The organism is Pseudomonas sp. IPO3774, from assembly GCF_013386835.1.
Classification (GTDB): Bacteria; Pseudomonadota; Gammaproteobacteria; order Pseudomonadales; family Pseudomonadaceae; genus Aquipseudomonas.
On sequence record NZ_JACAQY010000036.1, the window covers coordinates 1 to 24,874 of the forward strand.

Genomic DNA, 24,874 nt, shown 5'->3' on the forward strand with positions numbered 1-24,874 from the left:
GTGTGTTCACCGGCCCCTTACACCGAAACATCAGTTAGCCCATAAAAAACGCATTTGTACTCTACGCTTCTCAGAGCAAGGGCACGTTCAGTTTCCCAGAAGTAAGAGGACCTTCACGGCCCCCTTGTCTCTCGTTTACTCCGCCATTAGACGTACGGCCCTCTCAATCCGTTGACGTCCAGCATGAGCAAGCTTGCTTACACCAGCTTCCTTCGCGACCGCATATATTAGGGCCTCTCCTTCGTGCCCCCGCTGCGCCATCTCGTCAACCAAAGCACGTAGTTCTGGCAGGCAGATTTCAGATAGCCCTCTCGTGGTGTCTTCATCGCCGGGCTTACGAAAGACGACACTGGCATCCGACTCGATATGAGTCGGCCAAAAAAAGACTCCTGTCTGTTCCTCTTCATGTGAGCGGAATCGCGCCCGGGCAATTTGGTCAACGCGATCACGTATCCGTGAGCCGGTTCGTACCCAGCCATGAGCGCGGGCAATGCGCCTTGCAAGCGCCGTGTCCAGAACCGGTCCCTCTTCCGCCACGACATGAGCAATCATCTGCTCCAGCGTTTCCGTGTAGCTCGCCTCAAAGAACTGATCTGGATCGACCAACCTTACCGCCTGACGAGGGTCGGATTCTTTGTAAATCAAATATTCAAGGGGACGAGCAAAAGCCAGGACATCCTCATCTGGTTTGACAGATGCCGACTTGGCATACTTCAAATCAGGAAACGCACCTGAGGGGTCATTGGATTCGCCCACACTATCGACTGTGGCGACCACAGTAACCTGACTTACTACCTCAATGACCTCAGCCATAGCTGCGTCGATTTTCAGTCGCTCTGCCTCTTGAGCGGCGTCGATGACAGCCTGCTTGGCTCGGGAATCCGCTAGAATCTCGTTCAGCCGTTGATGTACCTTTTCGGCAGTTCCAATTGCATCAACCCACCAGTCCGTCGACCATATCCTAACGATCTCCCAGCCAAGTCCACGCAGTACAAATTCACGGAGCTTGTCACGATCACGAGCGGTCGCACTGCGGTGATAGGTAGCACCGTCGCATTCAATCCCGGCAAGGTACCGTCCAGGTGCATCAGGGTGAACAACCCCAAGGTCTATTCGAAAGGAGGAAACGCCAATCTGGGTAAATATCTGCCATCCCTTTTTAGCCAAGGCCGCTGCAACCGCCTCTTCGAATGGGCTGTCGAAACTACCCACGCTACCAAAGTCAGCCTCTGCGAGAGCCCGTGGGCCACGCTCTGCAAACTCCAAGAAGTGCTTAAGATCTCGAACCCCGATCGCTTGCGTACGAGCTAGATCAATATGCTCTGGGCGCAAGGTCGAAAACACCACTAGCTCCTGGCGAGCACGGGTTATTGCCACGTTTAGTCGACGCTCACCACCAGGGCGGTTCATCGGACCGAAGTTCATGGACAGCACACCGGCAGCGTCTTTTCCGTAGGTGGTCGAGAAATAGATGATGTCTCGCTCATCGCCTTGAACGCTCTCAAGGTTCTTGACGAACACAGGCTCCAGCTCGGACTCAGCGAAATACGAATCGAGTGATGGGTCTTTCCGGCAAGCCTCATCCAGCATGTCCATGATGAGCTTCTGTTGCTCGCCGTTAAAGGTTACGACCCCCACGGTCCGCCTGCTTTCGCGGAACGCCGGAGACTGTAGGCGAGCAACCAAATCAGCAACTAAATATCTTGCTTCAATTAAGTTTGTTCGCGACCCGCCCTTGTCATATACACCCGGGACTGGGCATAACCGTACTGCTTTGTCGGCCGTAAACGGTGATGGGAAGGTCACCAGCTTCGACTGGTAGTATCGCTGGTTCGAGAAAGCGATCAGACTTTCGTGGCGGCTACGGTAGTGCCAGTTAAGATTACGCATTGGCAGATTGGCACTGATGCACTCGTCCAGAATACTCTCGAGATCAGCCTCTACATCCTCATCTTCAGCGGTCGACTCAGCGCGGTTAAAGAACGAAGTTGGAGGGAGCTGTTTGGGGTCGCCCACCATCACCACTTGCTTCCCTCGGGCCATGGCGCCGATGGCATCCCAGACAGGTATTTGAGATGCCTCATCGAAGATAACGAGATCGAATGGCGTTGAGGCAGGAGGCAGATACTGAGCAATGGATAGAGGACTCATGAGCAAGCATGGAGTCAGCTTGGTTAGCGCTTCTGGCGCACGACTCATCAGCTCCCGCAATGGAATGTGCTTAGTCTTCTTGCCCATCTCATGTCGCAGGACTCCCCACTCTGAAGAGCGACTTACACTGTCTTGGCTTGGTAGGTCGGAACATAGCCGAGCCCGGAGCCAGTCCTTGGTCAACTCGGTGAACTTGTCATCCAAAGCCCGGAAATCACGAATGCGCTGCTCATGCTCCACGCTGACGAACGTCCGGATCACCTCTTCGTTGTCGACCGTCGTGTTCAGCCACCAGCGAGCATAATTTACTTCTAATACACGACGGACCTTTCCAAAGGCGATGCCTCCTGTTTCCATAGCTTGAACAATCGGCGCCAGGCCGGCAGCGTAAGCTTCATCGCGAACCTTCCGCCAAGCACACCATGCCTTAAGGCGCGATTCAGACGAAACAACAGTTTCGCAGTTTGTCTTGATATCACGTAGCGCCAGGTGAGCGGTTTCGATGACGCCCATTTCGGTGAAATGACCGACAGCCGTCAGGTGCGCCGCTCGTGCCTGTAGCAACTCAAGCTTTTCTCGAAGAGCAACACCGGCATTGGCTATAGCAGCCTCCGGTTCAAGTAGTGCGTTACCATCCCCCAACAGAGTTTGAAGCGGTATTTTGTAGGCCGCGACCTGCTCAGGATTGAGTGCCAGCTTCGCCACCGCGGTAGCTATCTCCCCCTGAAACGCTGACGCACTGCGCACGACGTCAACTTTCGTCTTCAGGTCATTCCAGGCAGGAACGATTTCTCGCAAATCGGCCAGATCTACCAACTCTCGCTCAACTGCTGCTCTGTTCTTAAGCAACTCAAAATCTGCTTTTAACGACGAGCCACAACGCCCCTCCTCTACATAAGGATGGTCGTCGACAAGTCGGCCACATTCTTCTATGTCACGTCGTTCAGCCTGGAAGCGCAGAGCTGCAGTCAGCACGTCAATATCCGTGGTCAACCCGTTCCAAAGAGAGCTAGTTGCTGAGCTGAGATCAACCAGCTCATCTAACCCCGCATCGAGACGAGTCAGCGCACGCAGCCGGTGAAGTTCCTCTCTCAGCTCATCACCTAGCTGGCCCTGCTCAACCATCTGCAAGCCGTCATCGATCCAAGCAGCGTTACTTTTCTGAAGCCGAATAGCCTCTTGCAGCTTGATCGCTGTCGCGAGATGCGTTGCTTCGGATTTGGCACCTTGCCAAACAGCAACACACTCATGACCTGGCTCCAGCTCATCGATTGCTCTGCGCACCGACCGAATCTCTGACCAAGTAGCGAGATCCTTGCCATTGTCGACTTCACCTGTTGACGTCTGCGTCGGCGCCAATAGCCCAGCGATGCGGCGTTTTCCGAACCAGGACTTAGGCCAGAAAGACTCCTCCGCTTCTTTCCATTCGCGCAGTAGGAGTTCGGTATCAAGTACTTCAATCGCATCCCCGTAGGACGCCGTTAGCTGGTGCTTGAGGTCGTCTATCTGACGCAGCAATGTGACAGCTTGCCCGAGAACGTCAGTGACATTTTCTGGCCAGGCCGGGCCTAGATCAACGAATGTAGCGCGGCGTTGCTGCAGCAGATCAATGCCTTGTTTAGCTTCAGCAGTAATACGAGAGGACCAGAAGGATGAGAGTCTGGAGTTAATGTTCCGGTGTTCGTCGACCCAAGTGCAGCCGTCACTCAGGCGTTTAGAAATCGAGCGAGCATCGGGGCGCAGTGCGAAACGCCAATCATGCCCAGCGGCAGCAGGAAGTGCTCGAGAAAGGATCGATAGCCCCTCAAGCGCTGTTGGGGTGTACTCCGTAACAGGAAGCCCAGACAGCTCAACAAAGCGATCGGCAGCTCTCTGGACTTCAAGCACAGCGGGAAGCACGTCACGAGCCGCCTGCACGAATTGTTGCTGCCAATGAGGCGACCACTCTGCTTGGCCTACCCCGGACAAAGCGTTGCCTGCCAGCTGACTGTAACCCACAGCCTGTGCGTTCACTTCAAGGCGGTCGCCCAACTCTCGAAGTTCAAGCATGGCCTTCTGATCATGCGTTTCCGGAGATGGCCAACCAAGTGGAGCTACTGCCTCATCAACACCCGATGTCACCGTCCCGATGGCATCGTAGATGGTGTAGCCGTTGCGGTGCCGGCGATGCAGACGCTCGACATAAATATTGAGGCTGTCACGCAGGGACGCGAGCCGCTGCGCTTCCACCTCCCATGCGGCAGCATCTACCTGCCCTTTCGCTTCCCAAGCCGACTGTAACTGAGCAAGGACATCCGTTTTCCGAGCTTTGCTGGAGTGAAGTTCAAGGCAGAACTCACCCAGACCGATTTCACGCAAGCGCCGGTACACGACATCCAGGGCAGCAATTTTCTCAGACACGAACAGCACCCGGCGCCCTTGAGCGATCGACTGGGCGATCATGTTGGAAATCGTTTGGCTTTTACCCGTGCCAGGTGGGCCGATGAGAACGAAGTCTTTACCCTTGGCTGCGGCCATCACAGCCGCAAGCTGAGATGAATCAGATGGCAGTGGGCAGAACACATCAGTCGGGCCGTAATCACGGTCCAGAGACTCAGCCTCCGGAAACGGGGTATCGGAGATGAACGAATCCCGTGGCGTATCCAGAAGATGCTGGACTACTGGACTCTGTCGAAGGTGCTCTGCATTCTCGGCAAGATCCTTCCACATGAGATACTTGGCAAATGAGAACATCGAGAGCACAACGTCCTCGTTCAGCTCCCAGCCAGCGATGTCCTTAATCGCATGACCAACTTTGTTCCAAATGCCTACGATATCCAGACCGGAGTCGTCCCGAGGCAGCTCCTGCTCCAGCGAACCTAAGCCCAGCTCAAAGTCTTGACGCAGCATCTCGATCAGAGTCGGGTTAAAACGAGGCTCATCATCGTGCAGCACCATGGTGAATCCGGAGCGTGCGCTCTTACGCTCCAAAGTGACAGGAACCAAGACCAGTGGCGCTTTGTACTTCTGCCCAGCTCTATCCTCACGCGTCCAACTAAGGAAACCGATGGCCAGGAAAAGCGTGTTGGAGCCACCCTCCTGCAAAGCAGTACGAGCGCTTCGATATAACTCAGTTAACCGGACATCCATTTCGGCGGACGTCAGCGCAACGAATACTTCCCTACGCTTGAGAGCATCTTCAGCATGACGACGGCGAACATCTTCTCGCTCACGCTGTTCATAGAGTGTGCGCTCACGCGGATCTGCGCCATCCATCAGGTCAGGCCTGGTAAGCAGCTTCAGAGACTGTCCACTTGCAAGAATGTCCTCAAGAGCACCGGGATCAGGAGATTCAAGCTTCAGCGCTCGCTTACCCATTTTGAAATTGAGCAAGTTATTTCGAAGCGACAGATCCAGAAGCTTTCGCTGCCACCGGCCGAGGCGATCTGCTGGGTCGAGCTTAGACAGATCCTCAACCTGCACCTTAATATTGTCATCGGCGATGCCAATCCCTTCCTCCACAAGAAGCGATGGGGCTTCATCAGACTCAGCAACGGCGACACGTGCAATCTGAGCCTCTGAGCTGGCGAGCGGTTTGATACGTTGCAAACGGGCGCGACGGATATCTAGCAGCATCTCGAAAACACTTTCAGCGTCTTCGGCTACCTGTTTCGTGCCCATCTCTACCGCATAAGAGAATGGCGGTATCGAGGCGTGGGTAATAAGAGTGGTCTCAAACAGCACGAGCTCCTGAAGCTTCACCCGCTTACGTACTGCAGTGACATCATCCACCACGGCAGTTGTAAACTCTTCTGGCTTAAGCCACAAACCAGCAAAAGCATGACCATGGGTGAATACGATCACGGGGTTAAGACCAATCTGCTCCAATGCTGCGCAGAAAAGCAGAGTCAGGTCGAGACAAGTAGCCAACCCGGAGTCAGCAAGCTGACTGGGGCTACGAATCTTCTGTCCTGATTGTTCAAAGCTGGCCGGCGGCAACGCATAGTCGAGCTTCATGCGCGCCACCGCGCCCCACACTGCCGACGCCAACTGCCAAGCTCTTTTGGGGCCACCCTCATATCCGTCAAGTGCGGACGGCTTATCGCTAAGACGAAGCAACTCGGCTGCCTGTTTGAGCAACCGCTCAACCGCTGCATCATTCGGCTGAACAAAAGCCGCAGTCATATCTGGTAAATGCCGCAATCCGCCCCACTGGTTTCTGGGCAAAAGGTCTACGACCTGTTCAAGCCGAGCAACTTCCTTGCGACCGCTCTTCGCCTCCTTGTCATCGGCTTCGAGGACAAACGTAAAGGTCGACATTTCTGACTCTGTCAGGCGACTCAACAACGGGCCGTCCAAGACAAGATCAAGCCCAGGTATGACCCGGAAGCTATCTGCAGCGATCTCGTCGATCCGCCAGATCTTAGACTTAAACACCTCGGGGGCCGAGCTAAGCGTAAGAGTCGCATTGACGAAACGATCACTCGTTTCGTTCGATATGCGAAGCTCGCGTATCACAGGAATGGCGTTCTGAAAATCCGCAAGGTTCAGCTTTGCCACCAGAGTGGCAAGGATTTTTACGTCTTTAGGCTGGATTTCTTCTGGGAGCGTGAGGGGCTGAACAATGTCGTCCATGCGCAACAATCCTTGTCGTGATGCTCGAGGGAGTGCCGGATTTGTCCGGCCAGGAGGCCCCTCTTGAGCTGATGGCGGGATGATATCTCTTCTAGGGAGAGCCGTAATGTGCCTTTGGTCGTCACTAACTTCTCATGCCGTCATCGGATCCCCATCTATTGATCTCTGATATCAGGCCGAGGCTGATGTTCGCAGAACAGATTCGATGGTAAATCCACATCCGAAAGCTATTCATAGCCGGCTGTTTTATGGGGAGGGGGTAAAAATGCAGGCAAATAAAAAGGCCGCGAGATAAATCTCGCGGCCTTTTTAAATTATATGGTCGGGACGGAGTGATTCGAACACTCGACCCCTAGCACCCCATGCTGGGGACTGTGGACACCCAACCTACTGTTTTATATGGATAAAAGTCATTTTTTTACATGACAAATCATCCGATTTTTTGTGCTTACGCAAACGAAAACACGCGGCCTACAGGGAAGGTTTTGCGCCCCGTTCTCAGTTGACCTTTACAGCTTCAACATCTTCATAGGAGCCGTCCTTGATCAGGCAATAGAAGCTTACGGGTTGAGTTTCCCGGCTATAGCTATGAAGCGCTGCTTTTATCCTTAACCGGTCGATGCCGCCAACCCGATCCTCGCTGTCCACAACCCAACCTCTGACCGTATCCGTCGACTGGGTGGAGCCCGCGCCGGACAATCTTCCCTGCACATCTTTTATACAGGCATTCACGAGTTCATTTCTTGCCTTGGGCCTGTAAGCATCGCTCAGCCGTATGACGCAAGCCTGAGTATTAGAGATAATCTCTGCACGCTCCTTTGAGCCTACTTCCTTGGATTCCAGCATGGTCGTAAGCTGGGTTTTCAAGGAGTCCTGCATAGATGCACTGAAATCTATACCTTTTGACTTATTCGCGTCTGCATATTGGAAGGCACCTTTGAATGCTGCACTGACTTCTGTCGAGTACCCGAGGCCGCATGCTTTAAGAGCCTCATCCACTGGCCCGACAGAACGATAGGGCGACAGGCCAGAACAGGCAGACAGGGAGAGAGCAGTGAACAACAAGACGTACATTCGCATATGCAATTTTTAAAACCTACAATGATGACTATACGCCATCATATCACCAGCTCCGCGTTTGCGGCTCTCTCAACACAGGCGTAGCCACCCGCGTACTCCCACCATGTCAAGGTCACCCTGGAACAAACGTAAGCCCTTGATAGATAGAGAGACATTCTGCCATCAGAAACTCACTAATTTGAATGCTGAGACAGAAAATCACCCAAAAGACAAATTACTGAAAGTCCAAATCAATAAAGTGAAAATCAGAATTGATAACAACCCAAAAGCTACTCCACTTAGTTCATACACGAACCTATTAACGCGACTCAGCAATGAGCGGCTAAAATACAGCTCATCACAGCCCACCTCGATCCTTTCAACTATCTGGGATGCTAGGGCTCTAGCTTTATAGCTGAGCTCTTCTCTGCCTGATACCTCGAAGAAATCTAACCCCCTTAACGCCCCGACCATAGCAACATCTACTATCGGTGTGTGAACATGACCATTAAACTGATTCACGCGCAACTCTAGCTCAAGCATAAGACCGGTATATGCTTCTTCCGCTCGACTTGCATCAAAACTTTCTTTCCCAACTTCATCCTCGACCCAAGATAACAAGCTATCCAGCCTATCGATAATTTTATCCTTCCGCTTAAGAGCCTCCGATCTTCGATTCGCGTTATACTGAAGATAAATAGTAAACATCCAACCGATCAATAAAACTATAAGCTGGCCGGGAAGGTTTTGAAAATTCATTTCCCCTTACCACCTGCCGCATCAATTCGATCTTTAATCAGAGCCTCAATACTTTTAACTAGTTCGTGAGAATAAGTCAGCTTGTCTTGCAGCTCATCCCAAGTAAACCCTTCTTCGCGGATCAATCCACCAAAAGCTTCATCCAAAAAAGAACGACCATATCGATTGTAACCATCAAGCTCTACGTGAACCTTGTCGTACTCTCGCAACTTCGGCGCCAGGAGCTTTTCTCGAAAGTACTGACCACAGCCGTCCCCGTCATCAGGATATCTACCGTATGGACGCTTACTAAAATCTTTCACGACACTAATTGTATATTGGCTCATAACTCTATATTCCATTGGACCAACGTACCAGGAAACTTATTCCTCAGCCTAGACGCACCTGGTTGCTGTCCGTCCTCATTGAATGTATACAGACCATTGTTACTAAAAACCCACAATACGCCACCATCGGTATCATTCACTAGTGCTTTGATACTTTTACTGCCTTGGCCATGTTTTTCTTGACGGGTTCCAGTAACATCATTCTGCATCGAAAAATAAATCAATCTTTCATCAGAAACTTTGGTGGGAATTGCACCGAAAATCTTAACACCCGAGCTTTCGAAATCTGGTATATCTTTAGTCATGTCTTCGTAAAGCTTAGGATCAGTAAATTTCAGTAGCGGAAAGAACCAGGGTTGCTCCACTACAGTTTTAGGTATCCCTACCCCGCAATCATAAATCGCCAAGTATAGTTGCTTGCCAAAAGTACTGCACATAAGCCACCAACGTTTATTTTCGTTTGGCTCCCCGGGATACGCGTGCAACCTCACATTATTAATAGTTTCTGATACCGCATCGCCATAAACATGCTCTTGCGTCGGACTCATCTTGCCATCGTAGATTCTACGCTGAATAAAATCGACGACCTCATCCATTTGCTCTCTGCCAACACTAGATACAATCGGCATACTTCTGGAGCTCGTAAGAGCATATTTAATCTCAAAACCGTTGATAAGCTTATGCAAATTACTAGATTTTATTGCGCTATTAACCGCAGGAGACTTGAGAGACAGAGAAACACTGGCTTTACCTAATCGACCCATCCCAGCGAGTTCAATTGCGGCATATACAACAACCAATGCCGCTGCAGATATCTTCTCTGTTTGAGAAAAGTCAACTACGCAATCGCGACACCGGTATTTCTTCCTGATCTGGTGAAGAAACTCCATTGTTTCGTTATATGGGCTAACCCTGCTTTCAAACTCATAAATAGATATGTACCTTGGAGCAATAAAGATATCCCTATCAATCAAAGCTCGTATGGGCGCAACTTTTCCAGGGATATAAATTTTATTCTTTCGACGCAGTCGTGTGAGCCATCGGGCCTCCCCGGCAGCCTGCTTCATCTCCCTATGTTCTGCGCTGATTCGCTTCATCTTTATTCCGAATTGGTCAAAACTTCCTTGCTGCGGCACCTTTCGGCAACTGGCCAAGGCGATAGATTGTCTACCATCATCCTGTCCTCGGCGTGACAGCACCGCACATTATCAAAAGCCGGTCTGAAGGTCACTCATCGGCTCCCACAATAGCTCATGCCGTCAAGATCAGATTCCTTGCTATCACAAGCGCAACTGGACAGCGTAGCGCTCAATTTTGAAATTTTTCGCACCTTCAATCATGCCCAGAAACTCTCCGGGCTTACGCCTAGCAGGCCCGAAACACAATTCTGGCGTTATCCCCGTCGTCGGTGATGGCGACAATTCGTTGCGCATGCGCTGGGTCAAGTTTGGCTCGACGGGTTGCATGAACCAAGCCGATGGCGCCGGGAGTGGTAGGCACGTTACAGCCACCGGCTGGATACTCTGCAAGGAGGACTGACAGCCGGACATCAGCAGTGGCAAGGCGATCACGCAAAGCAGCCTGGGCACGTTTAGCATCAGACAGTTCCTTGGTGTGTTGTTGGTCCTAGGTGGCGAGCTGCTGCTCGGTGGCATGTACTTCGTCTATGACGGCAGCAGGTTCACCTAGGCCGAAGTCGAGCCCTTGATACAGGCTGTGGATTTGCGGAGCTCGTTATGACTCAAGCGCCCATAATGCAGCTGTATGGGCCGGAGACGTGCTTATGCCACGTAATCCGTGGCTTTCAGACCTTTGCTGTCTAAAACTCAATCATGATTTAGCTGCCGTTTAGGGCAATGAATACGCAATAGGTTGAGGTATTTTTAGACAGCAAATTTCTCTCCCATCACACCGATTTTCCGTCAATCCTCACACTGGCCGTGCAGCTGCCGGAGTTAGGTATCCAGACCTCTACCCGTTTGCCTGAGTCGGTGGTGACGGTAATGACCACGCTGGTGGGCGGCGGTCGCAGATCATCTCCGCATATCAGCTCCACTGCGTCCTCCCCTGACGCGTTTTCGTCGAGCGGGTCCCATAAGTCGCCATTCACAAGTGGTGCCGTAATCTTGATCGCCATTCCATCTTCCGTTTTTTCAGGTTGGTCCCTGGACGCTATCAAATAGCAGATGCCCCGTGTATTCGTTTGACCTGGCTTTTCGACACCCAGTCATCCATCGCAGGATGCTCGCCGCCTACGCCGCTGACAAAATTGTGTATGCATCTGCTTTACGTGTAGACAACAGCTACACATAAGGCTATGATTTTTTCACGGGCCCACTTTTGCCCGTGCCGTGGAAAAACGGCGTTCCGGTGGTATTCCCACCAACCGATCCAGTGGCACTCCCACTACTTAGAGGAAACAGTCATGAATCTCCAGACCAGCCGATTCACCATCAAATAAATTAGGAGGCGAATGTAACTACATCTCGATACTTGCAAGGACCCTGAATATGACTACCGAAACCGTGGCAACAACCGCTTGCAGCTCTGCAATAGACAAAACCAAACCCGTCCCTATCAACATGAGGGTCGACTTTAAAAAACGAGACTTGATCGATGTGGCCGCAGCCTTGTCGGGAAGTGATCGGACCAGCTTTATCCTGGATGCTGCCTGTAAAAAAGCAGAGGAAGTAATCTTGGACCAGCGTCTGTTCGTCCTTGCCGATAATGATTTCGACGCTTTTGAGCAAGCCTTACAGAACAATCCCGTAAGGAGCAACCAATGGCTACAGAAATTGTTGAACAGGCCGACCCGCTGGAGCTAAGCCAGCCGGAGAAGCTTAATGAGCACCACGATGTTGATCAGTTCGACTGTGGTGAGGACTCGATTAACGAGTTTTTGAAGAAAAAGGCAATCAAGGCCCAGCTCGCCAAGACTGCCACCGTTCTTGTCACCTGCCTGAAAGGCTCCAGCGTGGTCGTGGGTTATTACACGCTCTCGAGCGGGACCATAATGCGGGCAGACGTTGTTCCAAAAAAGGCGCAGCGCAACTCCCCAGATCAGCACCCCATTACCATTTTGGGCCGCATGGGAGTTTGTAAGACGCTACAAGGCCAAGGCTTGTCGCTGGACCTCATTCAAGATGCCGTGTTGCGATCTCTCGCCGCATCTGAAGCGGTCGCGTCAACCGCGCTCGTAGTGCACCCGCTCAATGAGCAGCTTGTAGGTCTCTACGAAAAAGCTGGGTTCCTTCGCAGTCCCCAGCTATCACCGATAGCGATGATGCTCCCTCTCGTCTGACTGTTCATTTTCAGACAGCACCCTGGCCGCAGGCATCTGCGGCCAGATATGCCACTGCTCTGATAGCGATCGCTACCAGTTCATGATCGCCAGCTCGCCTGTTTTTCGGCTACATCCTTCCGCGGATTGGCCCTGATAGGCCTGCAGAATCCCGGATCGAAATTTCGCGAAGGTTGATTAGGCTTTGGTCAGAGCCGAGGGCCGCCTGTGCCTGCTTCGGAAGTCACGAGATTCGCAGGTATCTGCATTTTCGGCGGATCAAAGTGCGGACCTACCCGATACGCCAAGGCTTTCTGCATCGTGTATTTCAACAATTTCAATAACGTAAGCGCGAAACTCCCACAACAGCTGGAAATAGTTCGATCCGTGCTCAGCGGAGGGCAAGCTTTCGAACTGCTCGGCGAATTGTTGTTTACGACATACGCGCCTATTGCCATGGATGTCCATGGCTTCGCTATAGACGCTCTCGCCTTCTAGGTTAATTAGTCGCAGAATCCACTTCATACACGCCTCATTCAGGTGATAGCGGCAACTCGCTAGGGTACATTCTTAGCCGCCGCGATACTAAATTGCCATCACCGCATACCTGAACGACAGAGCATCCGACAGAAGGTACCAGGGAACGAGGAAGCCTCCTCCTCTATGGGTAAGTCGACAGTTTGTCGGAATCTAGGAACTGAACGTGCTGCCCAGCAATGCAAGGATTCACTAACCTTGTAGCAGGCAGCCCCTGCTGGAGGCGCACACCATGAACAGCGAGTCTGGGACACTCGCCACCGAGCCTGTAACTATCTGATAAGTAAACCTATTTTCTTATGAGCGAATAGCATAAATTACTGCTACGCTCATATCAGTGCTCATTTTGGACTAGCACTTACTGAGCTATTTCGTCATAGGTGATCAGCGATCAGGGAGATAAAACTTATTGACTACTATAGCGGTTTCATCGGCTCACCTCTTGAGGCATCTTCCGAACTCCCCTCAACTCAATAATCGCGATTGATGAGGCCTAGAACTGGCAAACCTACGTGACCATAAACCCCAGGAAAGCTTGTTTTCTAATAAAAGCTACCTTTCGATAGAATTTTTTTATTAATGCTTTAGAGTTTATTGCCGATAAGGAAACAATATTAGCAGCACGTCTGCTTCTGCCAATGGAGGCATTATGAATTTTCGTTCCATCAATATCGCTCCGAGATCGGCCCTGTGTTTTGGTATGATCACCATGCTTGTTATTGCCTTAGGGTCCTTTTCATATGTGCAACTCGGCAAGTTAAGAGGAACTGAACAGGATATTGAAACCAATTGGCTTGCAAGCATACAGACTGCTGACGATATACAGATTGCACTGCTAGGCGCCCGACTAGAAAGTATTCGCTTGCTGGCCACCTCTAATCAAGAAGAAAAAATTACAGCCGCACAACAATTAATCGATGCGCAAAACTTACTAAACAAGCAAACAGAATACTACCGAAAAAATTTAATATCAGACAAAGAAGAACTTTCTACATTTAATGAAGCAGCTGCAACCATGGAGAAATATATTGAGGGGCTCAAAACTATAATCGAATTAGACAGAACGCAGCATGAGAAAGCTGTGGAATTTGCAAATACAGAACAGCGAGATCGCGCCAACAATTACCAGGTTAAGCTTACTGCACTAAGAGATCACAACGTCAAAGGTGCGGCGACGGCAGGTACTACTGCTACGGCGGTCTACTCACGGAGCCTTACCATTGTCGACTCAGTAATTGGCATCTCATTGATTCTAACAATCCTACTCGCAACCGCACTCACTCGAAGCATAGTTCGACCAATGAACTCTTCTTTGAAGATGGCAGAAGAAATAGCCGCAGGTGATCTGAGGCTGTCTCTTCAGGTTACAGGAAATGATGAGTCGGCGAGGTTAATGCGAGCGCTTAATACCATGCAAGCCACTTTGCGCGACACTATCGGCGAAATATCGGAAGCTGCCACCCAGCTTAGCACTGCCGCAGTTGAAATGAGTTCAATAACAGAGGGTGCAAGTGTGACCCTTCAGCAACAAAATAGTGAAATCGAGCAGGCTGCTACTGCAGTCACCCAAATGAGCGCTGCGGTGGATGAGGTAGCTCGTAACGCTATTTCCACATCAGAATCAGCTCGTGACTCAAATAAAGCGGCAACGGCCGGTAATGATAAAGTTGATGAGACACTCAAGGCAATGCGGAGTTTAACCGACAGGATTGAGCTCACGTCTGAACAGGTCCAATTATTAGCCGGACAAACGCAAGACATAAGTAAGGTTTTAAGTGTGATTCGAGCGATCGCGGAGCAAACTAATCTTTTAGCACTAAACGCTGCCATTGAAGCTGCTAGAGCTGGTGAACAAGGAAGAGGGTTTGCAGTTGTAGCAGATGAAGTTAGAGCGCTTGCCCATCGCACTCAAACTGCAACTCAAGAAATCGAACAAATGATCTCCAGCATTCAGTCAGGTAGCGCTCAAGCTGTGGAGTCTATGATAAGTAGCACCCATGAAGCCCATAGCACTCGGCAGACAGCTGAGGAAGCTGGCCAGTCGCTTAAAGCTATTACTTCGGCCGTTCAGCTGATTGACGATAGAAATCAACAGATAGCGACTGCATCCGAAGAGCAAGCCCATGTTGCGAGAGAGGTAGATAGGGCCCTAATAAGTATTCGAGAACTTAGCATTCAAAGTAGCGAGGGCACTCATCAGACTCTGCTAGCCAGTAATGAGCTTTCGAGGCTTGCAATATCTCTTAATCAAATGGTTGGTCGTTTCAAAATATAAACCACACCAGCTTTATGGCTCTTAAATTTTAGGTTAATAGAGAAAACCAGCAACATATCTCTAACAGGCACGCAGGGCGATCATCCCTTGGCACCAGTCTTCAGCGATGATGATAGTTCTTCGAGCAAGCGGAGAGTCAAGCTGGGGTCTATGGGTTGAATAAACCACGCTGATGAATGTGGAAGGCACTTTCAAGTCATTAGCGCCCCCCCCCCTGCGTTGAGAACGAACGACGGCCGCACATCATCATCGGCAATGACTATGGCCCAGCAAAGCACTGTTGCACTTGGCGCAAGATAATTTCTTAATGTGTCGTTAATACTTGCTGGGAAACTGCTGGTGAGGGGTCAGGCGCTAACCAGTTCCCTGCGATTCAGTAGCTTCCACCTATACCAGGCGATCTTCATCCTCAAGTCGAGCTTGAGCATGTTGTTGAACACGTCGCCAGCGCGAGATCTGCCGGTCGACCGCCTGGTCGTAGTCCAAGGCTGACATTTTGTGTTGCGGGAAATCCTGCACGGAATCCCACGTAGCCTGATCGAGGCGAAGCACATCGCGGTGCATGGTGTAGCGAAGCTGGTCGTGCAGAATGGACTGAATGACCCCTGGGTACACATCAGGCGCCGTATCCGCCGGCAGGCCGATCAGCTTCATTGAGGCGTCAAATGCAGCCGCCTTTGCGGTAAGCGGGGTTTGGACATCCTGAAGCGTTCGGCAATTCTGAACCGACTGGTCCACCATTGCGCGCAACGAAATGCAGTCGATTTGAGCCCCCTTTAGCCTTTCACTGTTGTCGTTCAGCAGCTTGGCCATGGTCTCGTAGACATGGGTAACCGCCTTGCTGGGCGCTTTAGCCGTGATTGAGCCGCACGCTGGGCACGCGCCGTCCTGTCGCTGTCCAGCGGGGCCGAACCAGCCGCAATTGCATGAACAAAGCGCCTGCCCGCTCAACGGCAGCGGATTCAGTGCGCGGATAGGCTCTCGCTCCCCAGGTTTCAAACGGTCCGGATCGGTGAAAAGTGACGAGTCTGGAGATTGTCCAGGCATCTGGAGTACCTATTGGGTGGGGCCTCACGGCCGGATTATGTGGGGTGCGGCCCCTATACAAGCAGGCCGCTTTCAATCAACTGGCGACCTGTTCCCGTTCCTGGGTCAGCTTGGCCAGCTCCTGCTGTTTGCGCTCAGCACTCATGCCGCCGAGGCGCACCGCTGCCATTTTGGCATTGATGGACTTCACGGTTGGCTTCGAAGCCGCGGCTGCCAGCGGTTTGGCGGTGTTGCCAGCCTTGAGCCAGGCCTTGAACTCTGGCATTTTCATCTCGGTGACGTCGCCCACGCTCCAGTCCTTATCGAAGTTTGACTTGTAGGCTTTGATCGCCGCCGCCTGGCTGGTGTAGCCCAGCATGACCTTGTGCTCATCAAACTTGCCTGAGCCTTGGTCTTTCTGGTTCACGACGAACACGCGCTGGCTGAAAGGCTCAGGACCGACGTACACGTCAACCTGGTCGCCATCAGCACCGGTGGTGCGCTTGATGTAGCCGTAGTGGTCGGACATGGAATGCGACCACTCCTTGCCGTTCGCATCGACGCCTTTCCGCTCAGAACCGCGTGGGTTCTCGATGGCGATGTTCAGCCCCTGCAGCTTGATATGCCCCTTGCGATAGTTGCCCGCTTCCTTCTGGGCAGTACTCGGTTCAGGCAGATCGTTATCCGGAGAGGTAGCGGCACTTCGGGCAGCGAGGTCCAGCGCTTTGGCAGGGGGCAAGGCGGCTTGATCGTCACCAGCCACCGGCAGAACGTCACCGGGCTTAGCGCCATCCTTGTCGCCATATTGCTCCGCCTGGTCCTCGTGCAGCCTTTCAGCGTACGCATTAGCGCTCTCGGGGTTCTTGAACATACCGAGGTGCTTGCCGGTGCGCTGATAAGTCTGGATCGCCTCGTCATCCGACATGATCCTGCCGTCATCGCTGACTGTGGGAATGAGCACTTCCTTGCCATCGATGCCGATCGACATTGATCGAACGGTGCTGATCGAGCCGTCTGCGTTCCTGACCGTGGGCCTGGCGTTCAAATCAATGTTGCCCGCAGTGATTTGCCCTGCCACAGGTGCTGGGGATGTGCGATCAGCCCCTTGAATACCAGCAGCGACTGACGCGCGCGCGGCCTCGGGCGGGGTTGGTTGTTGTTTCGACTCATCGCCGCCCAGGGCCGAAACTACAGCACCTGGTGCAGCTACCTGCGAGGGGGCCTCGATCGCGGGCATCGGCTGAACGTCTTGAGCCTTCGCCGCAACTTCGGGCTTGAGCAACCGGTCCGCCACAGCGTCATCCGAACGAGCGTGCAGTCGATCACGGGTGCCTTTGTAGCCAGCCGCGATAGTCTTACCGGTCAATGCCAAGAAGCGCCCACCCATAAGATCAGCAAGCGCTCCGCCCGCCCTTTCCACCGCCCCGCTCTCATCATCAACTTCGGCCATTCGCCGGGCGGTAGCGCTATTACCCGTTGCTCGTTGACGGAGAGCGGTCGACGCCACTTCCTGATCGAGCAAAGTGTTCCAGCCGTCCCGCGCAGCCTTATTCGGTAACATTGCACCGATCTTCTCGCGCATGTTCCGTGAATTGAGATCTCGGACGACGTCCGAATAAGTGCTGGTTTTGCTGCCCATTTTGCCGATCACAGACGAAACCGCACCAGTCGCGAAGCCTTCTCGGTCGGCAGGCGACATTCTACGGAAAGTGTCAGCGAACTCCTCTGGGCTCATTTTTTGATTGAAAATCAGATCGCGCCCTTTCTCAGTTGCGCCCATATAGCTGGAGTCGTCAGACCAGACTTTTCGCGCTTTGGAATAGGTGGGGCTGTGCTCATCCATGATGCCGAGCAGCTTGTTTTTGATGTTGATGATGTCGCCTGCCCGGCCCTTCTCCCCCGACCGCATGAACGCGCCAATCTGGTCATCGAGGTTTTTCTTCATGATGTCCAGGTCGCCGGTGCTGGGCACATCCTTGACGGTGAACGTTCCATCGTCGGCCAATTCCACAAACTTTCCGTAGAACGGGCGGCCTTGGTTTCCAGCGCGCGTCTTAGCATCACGGAATGCCGTCTGCATAGCCGGGCGGGCCATTAACTCCTCAAGCTCCTTGGTCCAGGGCACCGGCTCTTTGTAAGCCTGCTCGTATAAGGGCGCGGCCGCTTTGGCGCGCTCTTTCATCGTGTCTTCAAGGGCACGGTAGGCACTCCGGCGCTGTTCTGGTGTGCCGCCGGCGGCCATATCGTCGGCGACCTTCGACATCGCATCGCCCTCACGCGAGCCCGGTGCAGGCGGCTGCCAAATAGTCATCTCTTTGGAATCGGACATAGCCACCGGTTTGTCACGGCCACGACCTGCGCCGGTCAGCCTGTACAGTTGCTCAGCTACGCGATCAGGTTGAGCTGCCTGGCGTTCGTTCAGCGCTGGAATGATCTTGGTGCGCCCAGCACCTGGCGTGTTCGCTACACGCTCCAGAAGGCCTGCTACGTTCTCGCCCCCAGCGTCGACGGGCAGAGCGGCCGAGTTTTCTTCACGCATGGCCTGAACCCGACGCTGCCACTCCTCAAGGCTAATGCCGTCTCGCTCAAGCGCGCGCTGAAGTTGACGGTTTGCCGAGTTCTCTGATGAAGTAAGCGCACGCTTGACGGCGCCGACGGCTACTGCTGCCACAGGTAAAGCACCGCCTACAACACCCCCGAGTGCCGCCCCTTCCACTGCGCTAGGAATGCGGTCAGCGAGATCCCCCTGGCCTGATCCCAGGCCATACAACCCGCCGTAAGCCGAACCGGTGGCTGCCGACCGACCAATAACTTGCGCGGTCGTGGGAGCTGCCGCTGCCGAAGCGCGAGCCGCCAGGCCAGGCAAGGCAGTGGTACCGCCGCTGGCAAGCATTGGAACAACACCACCGACTAATCCGCCGCCGATATTTGCAACCGGATGCTGGTCACGAGAGGCCGCATCGAGGTTGCGCTCACCTGCGACATTCTGGTCATACCGCTCCCGCCAAGTCTTGCCTGGGTTGCCGGTACCGACCAGCGGCTCAAGCGTGGCTGCCAGGCCGCCGGAAATTTCGTCAGCAAACCCGAAGGTTAGGCCGTCATTCAGGCCTCGCAAGCCCGCCCGAAAAGCGCCGACCTCTGGTGCTGCAGGCTTTTTCGGTGCGTCCGCGGCGGGCGAGCTCATCTTGGCCATCTGGGAGAACACTTCTTGAGCCTGCTCCGGGGTGGCTCCATCGGGCATCTCGAAACGAGCAATACGGCCGTCCGGCATCTCAAACTTTGCGATTGGCATGGCTTGCTCCTTATTCGAAGCCGAGGAATTTGGCACCGTGCGGGAGTTCAGCAGGTGGTGCCTTCGAGGTTGTTGCTGGCTGACGAGGCTGTGATCCAGCCGAAGGCATACTGAGGCCGCGCTGCTGGTCGACTTGCGGAATGACGGTGCCGATATCCAGCGGCTCAGCACGTGCGTTATGCCGGCGCTGCTGGATCATGTTGGTCTTGAGCTCCATTGCCTTTTCGTTCAGGGCACGGATTTCAGTCAGGCGCTGCTGCACCAGCGCCGGATCGTTGATGTTGGTGATGAGCTCATTCCAGGCTCGCTGGGCGTCACCGTCCGTCTGCACACCGGCATTGAGGCGCAGACTGGCGTTACGTAATTGCTCGAGTGTCGAGTTGAGCGAGCCGTAGTTCCTCGACTCCTCGGTACTCATGCCCATCGCGTTGCGCGCCGCTGCGAGTTTGTTATTGACCGGGCCGAGGTTGAGCTTCCCGGATGTGATCTGCTCACCGATTTTCGACAACTGATCGTTCATGGTTGATGCCGCGGCGATCGCCTCCAGATCCTTGTCCTCGGCCTTTTGAACCGGCGCCGCAAGCGGCTTGCTCAGTTGATCTTTCGGGGCCAGCCCCATTTGCTGACCATACCGCAGCGCGGCCTGCCTGTTTTCAGGGGTGTTGAAAACTCCGCTCAGCAGTTTGTAGCCGGACACACGGTCAACCAACTTCTCAATGGGCACCTCGAGCACTTCGTCGTCAGCATCGTTCGCTGTGCCACGATTCTTGGTCATGGGCGCGGTGTATTTCTTCCCGTCATCACCGGTGACTTCCAGCTCAAACACCACCGTGCCCTCGGTCTGGCCGGGCATCACCTGAACAATGCGTTTTTTGCCCCCACCCCCCTTCTGGATGTCAGGACCGAACACCCGATTTACGGCATCCAAGGCTTCCGGTGCATTGGAGTTGAGCTCTCCGGTGAATACTTTGCCGGCGGTGGCCACGTCGCCTTGCATCGCGGGAGAAAGGACGTGCCGGGGGTCCATCCATGGGTTGCGCTTGAAGACTTCGAGGTCGTTGTCATCCAGGTCACCGCCGGCGGCGATTTTGGCATAAGCCGATTTCGCTGTGAACGCATCCTGCTGTTGCATCTCAGCTTTGTCCTGCCGGCCGATCTGGCGGGTCAGCTGCTGTTGCTGAAGGTCAAAGCGCTGATCCTCGCGCTGCATCCTCGCCGCCGCCTGCCGTTGACCGGTCACCTGAAGGCCGTAGGTTGCCTGGAATTGGCGATCCTGGCGCGCAGCGTTATCGGCATCGCGCTGGTGGAGGTATTGACGTTGGGCCTGAGTGTCAGTGTAGTTTCGCTGATCAGTTTCCCGGCGATACGCCAAGTCGTCTTTGCGCAGGCCCATCTCCTGCTGCTGGATCTCGCGACCGTATTGCCGGTCCTCTGCCTGTTGAGCGAGTTGAGCCTGCTGGAGTGCTCGCTGGTCCTTCTGCGCGAGGAGATTGCTTACCAGGCCAAAGCCCTGGGTGAAGCCATCCATTCCGCCACGGGTATCTAATCCGCCTGCCATTGTTGTCTCCCGACAATAGTATTTCCCGGACATCACTCGGCAGGATGACTGCTGTAGTCCAATGAAAAAGGTTGTTTATTTTCACCGCTCCAGTTCATGCGAGCGGTTTAAAGCGAGTGAATCGATGCTTCCGCGCACATCCTCTACCCGCTCCGTAACCTGATCTAATCGCTCTACATTCAAGTCTGAGGCAACCCTGATCAGCTTAGGTAGATCTTTCCTCAGCAGCTGCACCGCCTGACGGAGCAGCAAGTAAATGAGCAGAAGCAAGATGGCGATAACCCAAAGCGCAAGTTCCATGAGCGATTCTCAAAGAAATAAAAATTTGAGTGTAGCGCAGCCATCTACATAAACGACCCAGCGATGTAGCCAATCCCCGCTCCGATTGCCGTACCAACAGGGCCAAAAGCTGAGCCCACCATGGCGCCTGTTGTAGCCATGCCTACCTGGCTGGATTGAGTATTGGCCTTGGCCTGCTGATTCATTTGGTCCTCGGCAATCTTGGCTTGCTGTTGCTGTTGAGACACCTGCGAGAGGCCTTGCATAGCTTCTCCCTGCATTTCCTGCTTAAGACCAATCAGTCCATATCCCATAATTTAACTCCCCGGCTTCAATCCGCTGAGGCCCATCCCGCCGGCCATGATTTGCTCTTGCAGGTCGCGCGCCGAAACGCGGGCGTTGTTGCTCGCATCCACAGTTGCAGATGCTCGGCCAAGTTGCATCTTCCGGTCCTGGGCGGCCTGCTGTGCGGGTGACAGCATCAATCCCATTCCCTGCTGCTGCATTTGCAAACCCTGGGCCGCGCTATCAAAGCTTTTATTTACCGAATCGGTGGCGGTTGCAGCCTGCTCGCCTGCGAAAGATTCGCTGGTGGCGATGCTGGCCAGCTTGTCGACGTAGGGCTGAAAACGAGCTTTCCAATCGTCCCACTGGGAGCGACTCAGTTGGCCCAGCACCGTGGAAGCACCTTGTTTTCCAGCGAACGCTGCATTCGGATCGACGTAGTAAGGCATTAGGCATACCCCCCAAAATTGGCGGCGCCGTTGGCGCTGTCGTAAATATTCCCGCTCAGCCCTTTAGGATTGAGGACGGTTGAGTTGGCAACATTTGTTTTGGCTGGGGCCATGTTGTTAAGCCCGTAGGCTGCTCCGCCAGCAACAGCTCCCATAGCGGCACCTGCAAGTTGCAGGTTTGCAGACTTGCGATTGAAATTCGTAAACGCTGCGGACTGGGCGTCTTGAGCAGCTTGGTTGGCGACGGTGTTGAGGCCCGCCTGTGCTTGGGACGATTGCCCTTGGCCGATGGCTGCCACACTGCTGAGCCCGGCGATTTTCTGCCCTTTCTGTTCGAACTGTGCACGAGCCATGGTATCGCCGCCCGCCGCCCCCACGCTTGCGGCCAGATCGGCCTGGGCACCGACGGAGCGGCCGCTGTTTGGATTCAGGCCGTACTGCTGGGCCATGCCTTGGTCGACCTGCTTCAGGCCCGACGACAGTGCTTGTTGAGTTCCCGCGTTCGCCTTGCCGCGGACGTAGGCCATGCTGCCGGCCGAATCCATGTCATCCACGCGCTTCATGTACGCGTTTTCAACCGGCGCCAACCTTTCCTGGGCGTAGTTCCACTTTTCCGCAGCTACTTGAGCGGCATACTTCTGTTCGGGCGTGTCCTGTATCGAATTATCGGTTTTTCCACCACCGCCACTCATTGTGCAACTTCCTTGATCAATTCCTGGTTGTAGGCGGAAAAGGTCTCGTCGTGGAAAAACCGACGTATGCCGGCGGAAACCTCGGCCATCCAGGCGCTCCCGCCGATGAGGTAGGCGCATTGCACCACCAGACCGGTGAGCTGATCCCGCAAGACAAAGGCCAAGCTACGACCGTGGTGGTCCCCTTCTCTCTCCAGGGTGACGCTGTCGCGCCAGTCTTGCAGTGCCCCTGCCATCAGCGGGCGAACGAAGTGTTCGAAGTGGCGGTAGAACGGATTGATGGGCAGCTCAATCAGCGCGAGCCAGAACGCCTGGTAGACGTCGTTTGGGGTCAGAGGTTTATCACCGTCCACGATGTCATCCAGGGTCTGCGAGATAGAGAACAGCGTCTCGCAAAATGAGATTGCATCAGGGTTGCCCTTGAGTACCCGGGCGAGCAATTGCTCTTGTGTTTCGATCATTGATAAGCCCTCACGCGAAAAGTCGTGTCAGATCCGCCTGACGCAATTTTATCGTTGCGTCCTGGCCGGTGCCGGATTTGAAAATGATGGACAGCCGAAGCTTGAGGCTGGTGGGCACTTCCGACAGGGCAAGCGTCTGCGTGACAAGCGTGCCGGCAATGGTCCCGATTGGCATTGCGTGATTTAGCTCCTGGTTCTGCCCGATCTGGGCAACGGTGGTGCCGCTCGCTCCCACAGCCACGATTTGGAGGGCCACCTGCAGCACGCTGGTATTCACGCTGATGAACTCCCAACCAGCCACCGCACGCAGGCGTTGACCCACTGCGAGTTTCGAGACGTCCACCGACTGTTCTAAAGTCAGCGTCGGTGTGGTGCCGCTCGGCATACCGGTAATCCGCAGAACCTGTTTGAATCCAAAATCTGCCGCCTCCTTTGAAGCGGTCACGGCCAGGCCGTTGAGGTCCGACCCCAGCAACGTGCAGGATGAAGCCAACTGTCCGGTGGCATTGCTGCCGCCACCCAGCACACCATTGGTACCGGTTAGAAGCGAGTTGGGAATCAAGCTGCCGCCGGGAACCAGCGCCGCGTCGTAAGCAACGTTCGCGGTTGGGAGCACTGCCGGAAAGGTGAATAGGCGTTTCAATGCCTCAGCGACCTTGCGGCCAATGATTCGCGCGCCTGCCGCAGTGGGATGGAGACCATCACCTGTAAGTCCGCCCAAAGGCCAAAAATTCGAACCGGATGCTGGGTCAACCATTTCGTCCCAGGGGTTCACCACCACCACGCCCAGGCTAGGTGCAACGTTCAAATACCAGTTGTGGACTGCAAAATGGTTCGCGGTCTGCTGCGCAGGGAGCCCAACGTTGGCGCCCATTACTGGCGTTTCAGCAATGGCAATGACTATCTTGCCCCGCTTGATCAACGCCGAGTACATGTACTCCAGATTTCGAATCGTCTGTTCCAGCGTCATGCCTTTGATCCGGTCGTTTCCGGTACCAAAATGCACCATCACGTCAAAGGCATTGCTGTTTGCGATTACATCGGTTTGCAGCCGTGCCAGCATTTGCGAAGTGGTGTTGCCGTCGATCCCTTTGTTCAGGGACAGCGGAAACGCGGCAAGGCCGCCCGTTTCAGAGACAGCCCAGTCGGCAAAGCCTACGTTGCCCTTGGTGCACTGAAACGCGCGGCTGTCACCGAGCACCAGCACATCAGTGAGCAAGGGCTTGTAGAGGCGAGCCAGCGCCTTCTGCACGGCACCATCAGCCAAATTGCCCTGGTCCGCTGTCGCCGCCCCGATATCGCCGGGGGTAACTGTAAGTTTACCGTTCTCATCCGGTACAACGTCATTGAGCCTCTTGACCGTTCCGGCCCCGCCACCAACGCCGCCGCCGGAACCGGCGATAACTGCGAGCCTGGCCGGGCATGCGGCCATGGTGACCGTGCCATACCGGTCAGTAAGCGGATATTTGCCGTCTTTGTTCGGCCCGCCGTTGGCTGAACCCGTGGCCCAGTCTGCGAACTCCGCGAGGCTCACCTGCCGATCCTTCAGGAACTCCTCGACCTTCTCGAGGAGGTCGCGCACGTTCTGAGCGGTAGCAAATCGGAGCAGGACATACGGCGCACCATTGACGGCCACCGCCGGGCCCGCGTCGAGTGTCAGACGGTTGTCAGACTCGACCGTCACCAGTTCGAAGCATTGGCCGCTCGGGATCAGGAGCACGTCGCCCCTGGCGGCGTTGGATAGCCACGCTGTACCGGCGCCGGTCGCAATTACTGCGCCCGCAGCGATACTGACCGTGCCAGTGCGGTAGATATGAGTCGTAGCCATGAT

20 protein-coding genes and 1 pseudogene are annotated in these 24,874 nt (G+C 54.1%); 4 read left to right on the forward strand and 17 right to left on the reverse strand.

Annotated elements, in window-relative coordinates; translation table 11 throughout:
• Nucleotides 1-135 precede the first annotated feature (135 nt).
• The 7 genes and pseudogenes from HYE77_RS19805 to HYE77_RS19835 all read right to left on the reverse strand — a co-directional run bounded on the left by HYE77_RS19805 (nucleotide 136) and on the right by HYE77_RS19835 (nucleotide 11,046).
• Nucleotides 136-6,765 carry a DUF3320 domain-containing protein gene (locus HYE77_RS19805; RefSeq protein ID WP_177069164.1) on the reverse strand — a complete coding sequence of 2,210 codons (6,630 nt, stop codon included), beginning with the start codon at nucleotides 6,763-6,765 and terminating at the stop codon, nucleotides 136-138.
• Between the two features lie 498 nt (nucleotides 6,766-7,263).
• Complete coding sequence (locus HYE77_RS19810; protein WP_177069165.1) at nucleotides 7,264-7,839, reverse strand: hypothetical protein; 576 nt, start codon at nucleotides 7,837-7,839, stop codon at nucleotides 7,264-7,266.
• Between the two features lie 204 nt (nucleotides 7,840-8,043).
• Nucleotides 8,044-8,583: a hypothetical protein gene (locus tag HYE77_RS19815; RefSeq protein WP_177069166.1), complete on the reverse strand. Its 540-nt coding sequence runs from the start codon at nucleotides 8,581-8,583 to the stop codon at nucleotides 8,044-8,046.
• On the reverse strand, nucleotides 8,580-8,909 hold the full coding sequence (locus HYE77_RS19820) for an STAS-like domain-containing protein (protein ID WP_256347381.1): 330 nt from the start codon (nucleotides 8,907-8,909) through the stop codon (nucleotides 8,580-8,582). The genes HYE77_RS19815 and HYE77_RS19820 overlap by 4 nt, the downstream gene beginning before the upstream one ends.
• Nucleotides 8,906-10,006 carry a hypothetical protein gene (locus tag HYE77_RS19825; protein ID WP_177069168.1) on the reverse strand — a complete coding sequence of 367 codons (1,101 nt, stop codon included), beginning with the start codon at nucleotides 10,004-10,006 and terminating at the stop codon, nucleotides 8,906-8,908. The genes HYE77_RS19820 and HYE77_RS19825 overlap by 4 nt, the downstream gene beginning before the upstream one ends.
• A 268-nt stretch (nucleotides 10,007-10,274) precedes the next feature.
• Nucleotides 10,275-10,574 (reverse strand): annotated as a pseudogene (locus tag HYE77_RS19830) (lysis system i-spanin subunit Rz); the annotation flags it as partial.
• A 241-nt stretch (nucleotides 10,575-10,815) separates the two neighbouring features.
• Nucleotides 10,816-11,046 (reverse strand): hypothetical protein, encoded by a 231-nt coding sequence (locus HYE77_RS19835; protein WP_177069169.1) that lies wholly within the window; start codon nucleotides 11,044-11,046, stop codon nucleotides 10,816-10,818.
• Between the two features lie 373 nt (nucleotides 11,047-11,419).
• Between HYE77_RS19835 and HYE77_RS19840 the strand changes: the two genes are divergently transcribed.
• Nucleotides 11,420-11,734, forward strand: a complete 315-nt coding sequence (locus HYE77_RS19840; protein WP_177069170.1) for a DUF1778 domain-containing protein — start codon at nucleotides 11,420-11,422, stop codon at nucleotides 11,732-11,734.
• Nucleotides 11,692-12,210, forward strand: coding sequence for a GNAT family N-acetyltransferase (locus HYE77_RS19845; protein WP_177069171.1), 519 nt, complete (start codon nucleotides 11,692-11,694; stop codon nucleotides 12,208-12,210). The genes HYE77_RS19840 and HYE77_RS19845 overlap by 43 nt, the downstream gene beginning before the upstream one ends.
• Nucleotides 12,211-12,468: 258 nt before the next feature.
• On the opposite strand, the gene HYE77_RS19850 is transcribed toward HYE77_RS19845, so the two are convergent.
• A complete protein-coding gene (locus HYE77_RS19850; protein WP_177069172.1) occupies nucleotides 12,469-12,714 on the reverse strand; it encodes a hypothetical protein in 246 nt (81 codons plus the stop codon).
• Nucleotides 12,715-13,375: 661 nt separating this feature from the next.
• On the opposite strand from HYE77_RS19850, the gene HYE77_RS19855 reads away from it, so the two are divergent.
• The gene (locus HYE77_RS19855) at nucleotides 13,376-15,001 is read left to right on the forward strand and encodes a methyl-accepting chemotaxis protein (protein ID WP_177069173.1); all 1,626 of its coding nucleotides are present in this window, start codon (nucleotides 13,376-13,378) and stop codon (nucleotides 14,999-15,001) included.
• Nucleotides 15,002-15,388: 387 nt separating this feature from the next.
• On the opposite strand, the gene HYE77_RS19860 is transcribed toward HYE77_RS19855, so the two are convergent.
• The 3 genes from HYE77_RS19860 to HYE77_RS19870 form a co-directional block, all read right to left on the reverse strand.
• Nucleotides 15,389-16,048: a hypothetical protein gene (locus HYE77_RS19860; protein ID WP_177069174.1), complete on the reverse strand. Its 660-nt coding sequence runs from the start codon at nucleotides 16,046-16,048 to the stop codon at nucleotides 15,389-15,391.
• Nucleotides 16,049-16,124: 76 nt separating this feature from the next.
• Entirely contained in the window at nucleotides 16,125-19,319 is a 3,195-nt protein-coding gene (locus HYE77_RS32620) for a hypothetical protein (RefSeq protein ID WP_256347382.1), read from the reverse strand.
• Between the two features lie 10 nt (nucleotides 19,320-19,329).
• Nucleotides 19,330-20,529, reverse strand: a complete 1,200-nt coding sequence (locus HYE77_RS19870; protein WP_177069175.1) for a hypothetical protein — start codon at nucleotides 20,527-20,529, stop codon at nucleotides 19,330-19,332.
• Between HYE77_RS19870 and HYE77_RS19875 the strand changes: the two genes are divergently transcribed.
• A complete protein-coding gene (locus HYE77_RS19875; RefSeq protein WP_177069176.1) occupies nucleotides 20,494-20,865 on the forward strand; it encodes a hypothetical protein in 372 nt (123 codons plus the stop codon). The genes HYE77_RS19870 and HYE77_RS19875 overlap by 36 nt on opposite strands.
• A 93-nt stretch (nucleotides 20,866-20,958) precedes the next feature.
• Here the strand turns inward: HYE77_RS19875 and HYE77_RS19880 are convergent, their stop codons facing one another.
• The 6 genes from HYE77_RS19880 to HYE77_RS19905 are packed head-to-tail and all read right to left on the reverse strand — an operon-like array spanning nucleotide 20,959 to nucleotide 24,871.
• Complete coding sequence (locus tag HYE77_RS19880; protein ID WP_177069177.1) at nucleotides 20,959-21,177, reverse strand: hypothetical protein; 219 nt, start codon at nucleotides 21,175-21,177, stop codon at nucleotides 20,959-20,961.
• A gap of 44 nt (nucleotides 21,178-21,221) precedes the next feature.
• Nucleotides 21,222-21,470 carry a bacteriocin gene (locus tag HYE77_RS19885; protein ID WP_177069178.1) on the reverse strand — a complete coding sequence of 83 codons (249 nt, stop codon included), beginning with the start codon at nucleotides 21,468-21,470 and terminating at the stop codon, nucleotides 21,222-21,224.
• Nucleotides 21,471-21,473: 3 nt separating this feature from the next.
• Complete coding sequence (locus HYE77_RS19890) at nucleotides 21,474-21,890, reverse strand: hypothetical protein (protein ID WP_177069179.1); 417 nt, start codon at nucleotides 21,888-21,890, stop codon at nucleotides 21,474-21,476.
• Nucleotides 21,890-22,582 carry a hypothetical protein gene (locus tag HYE77_RS19895; RefSeq protein ID WP_177069180.1) on the reverse strand — a complete coding sequence of 231 codons (693 nt, stop codon included), beginning with the start codon at nucleotides 22,580-22,582 and terminating at the stop codon, nucleotides 21,890-21,892. The genes HYE77_RS19890 and HYE77_RS19895 overlap by 1 nt, the downstream gene beginning before the upstream one ends.
• Nucleotides 22,579-23,043: a hypothetical protein gene (locus tag HYE77_RS19900; protein ID WP_177069181.1), complete on the reverse strand. Its 465-nt coding sequence runs from the start codon at nucleotides 23,041-23,043 to the stop codon at nucleotides 22,579-22,581. The genes HYE77_RS19895 and HYE77_RS19900 overlap by 4 nt, the downstream gene beginning before the upstream one ends.
• 10 nt (nucleotides 23,044-23,053) lie before the next feature.
• Nucleotides 23,054-24,871: a GDSL-type esterase/lipase family protein gene (locus HYE77_RS19905; RefSeq protein WP_177069182.1), complete on the reverse strand. Its 1,818-nt coding sequence runs from the start codon at nucleotides 24,869-24,871 to the stop codon at nucleotides 23,054-23,056.
• Between the last annotated feature and the right edge of the window lie 3 nt (nucleotides 24,872-24,874).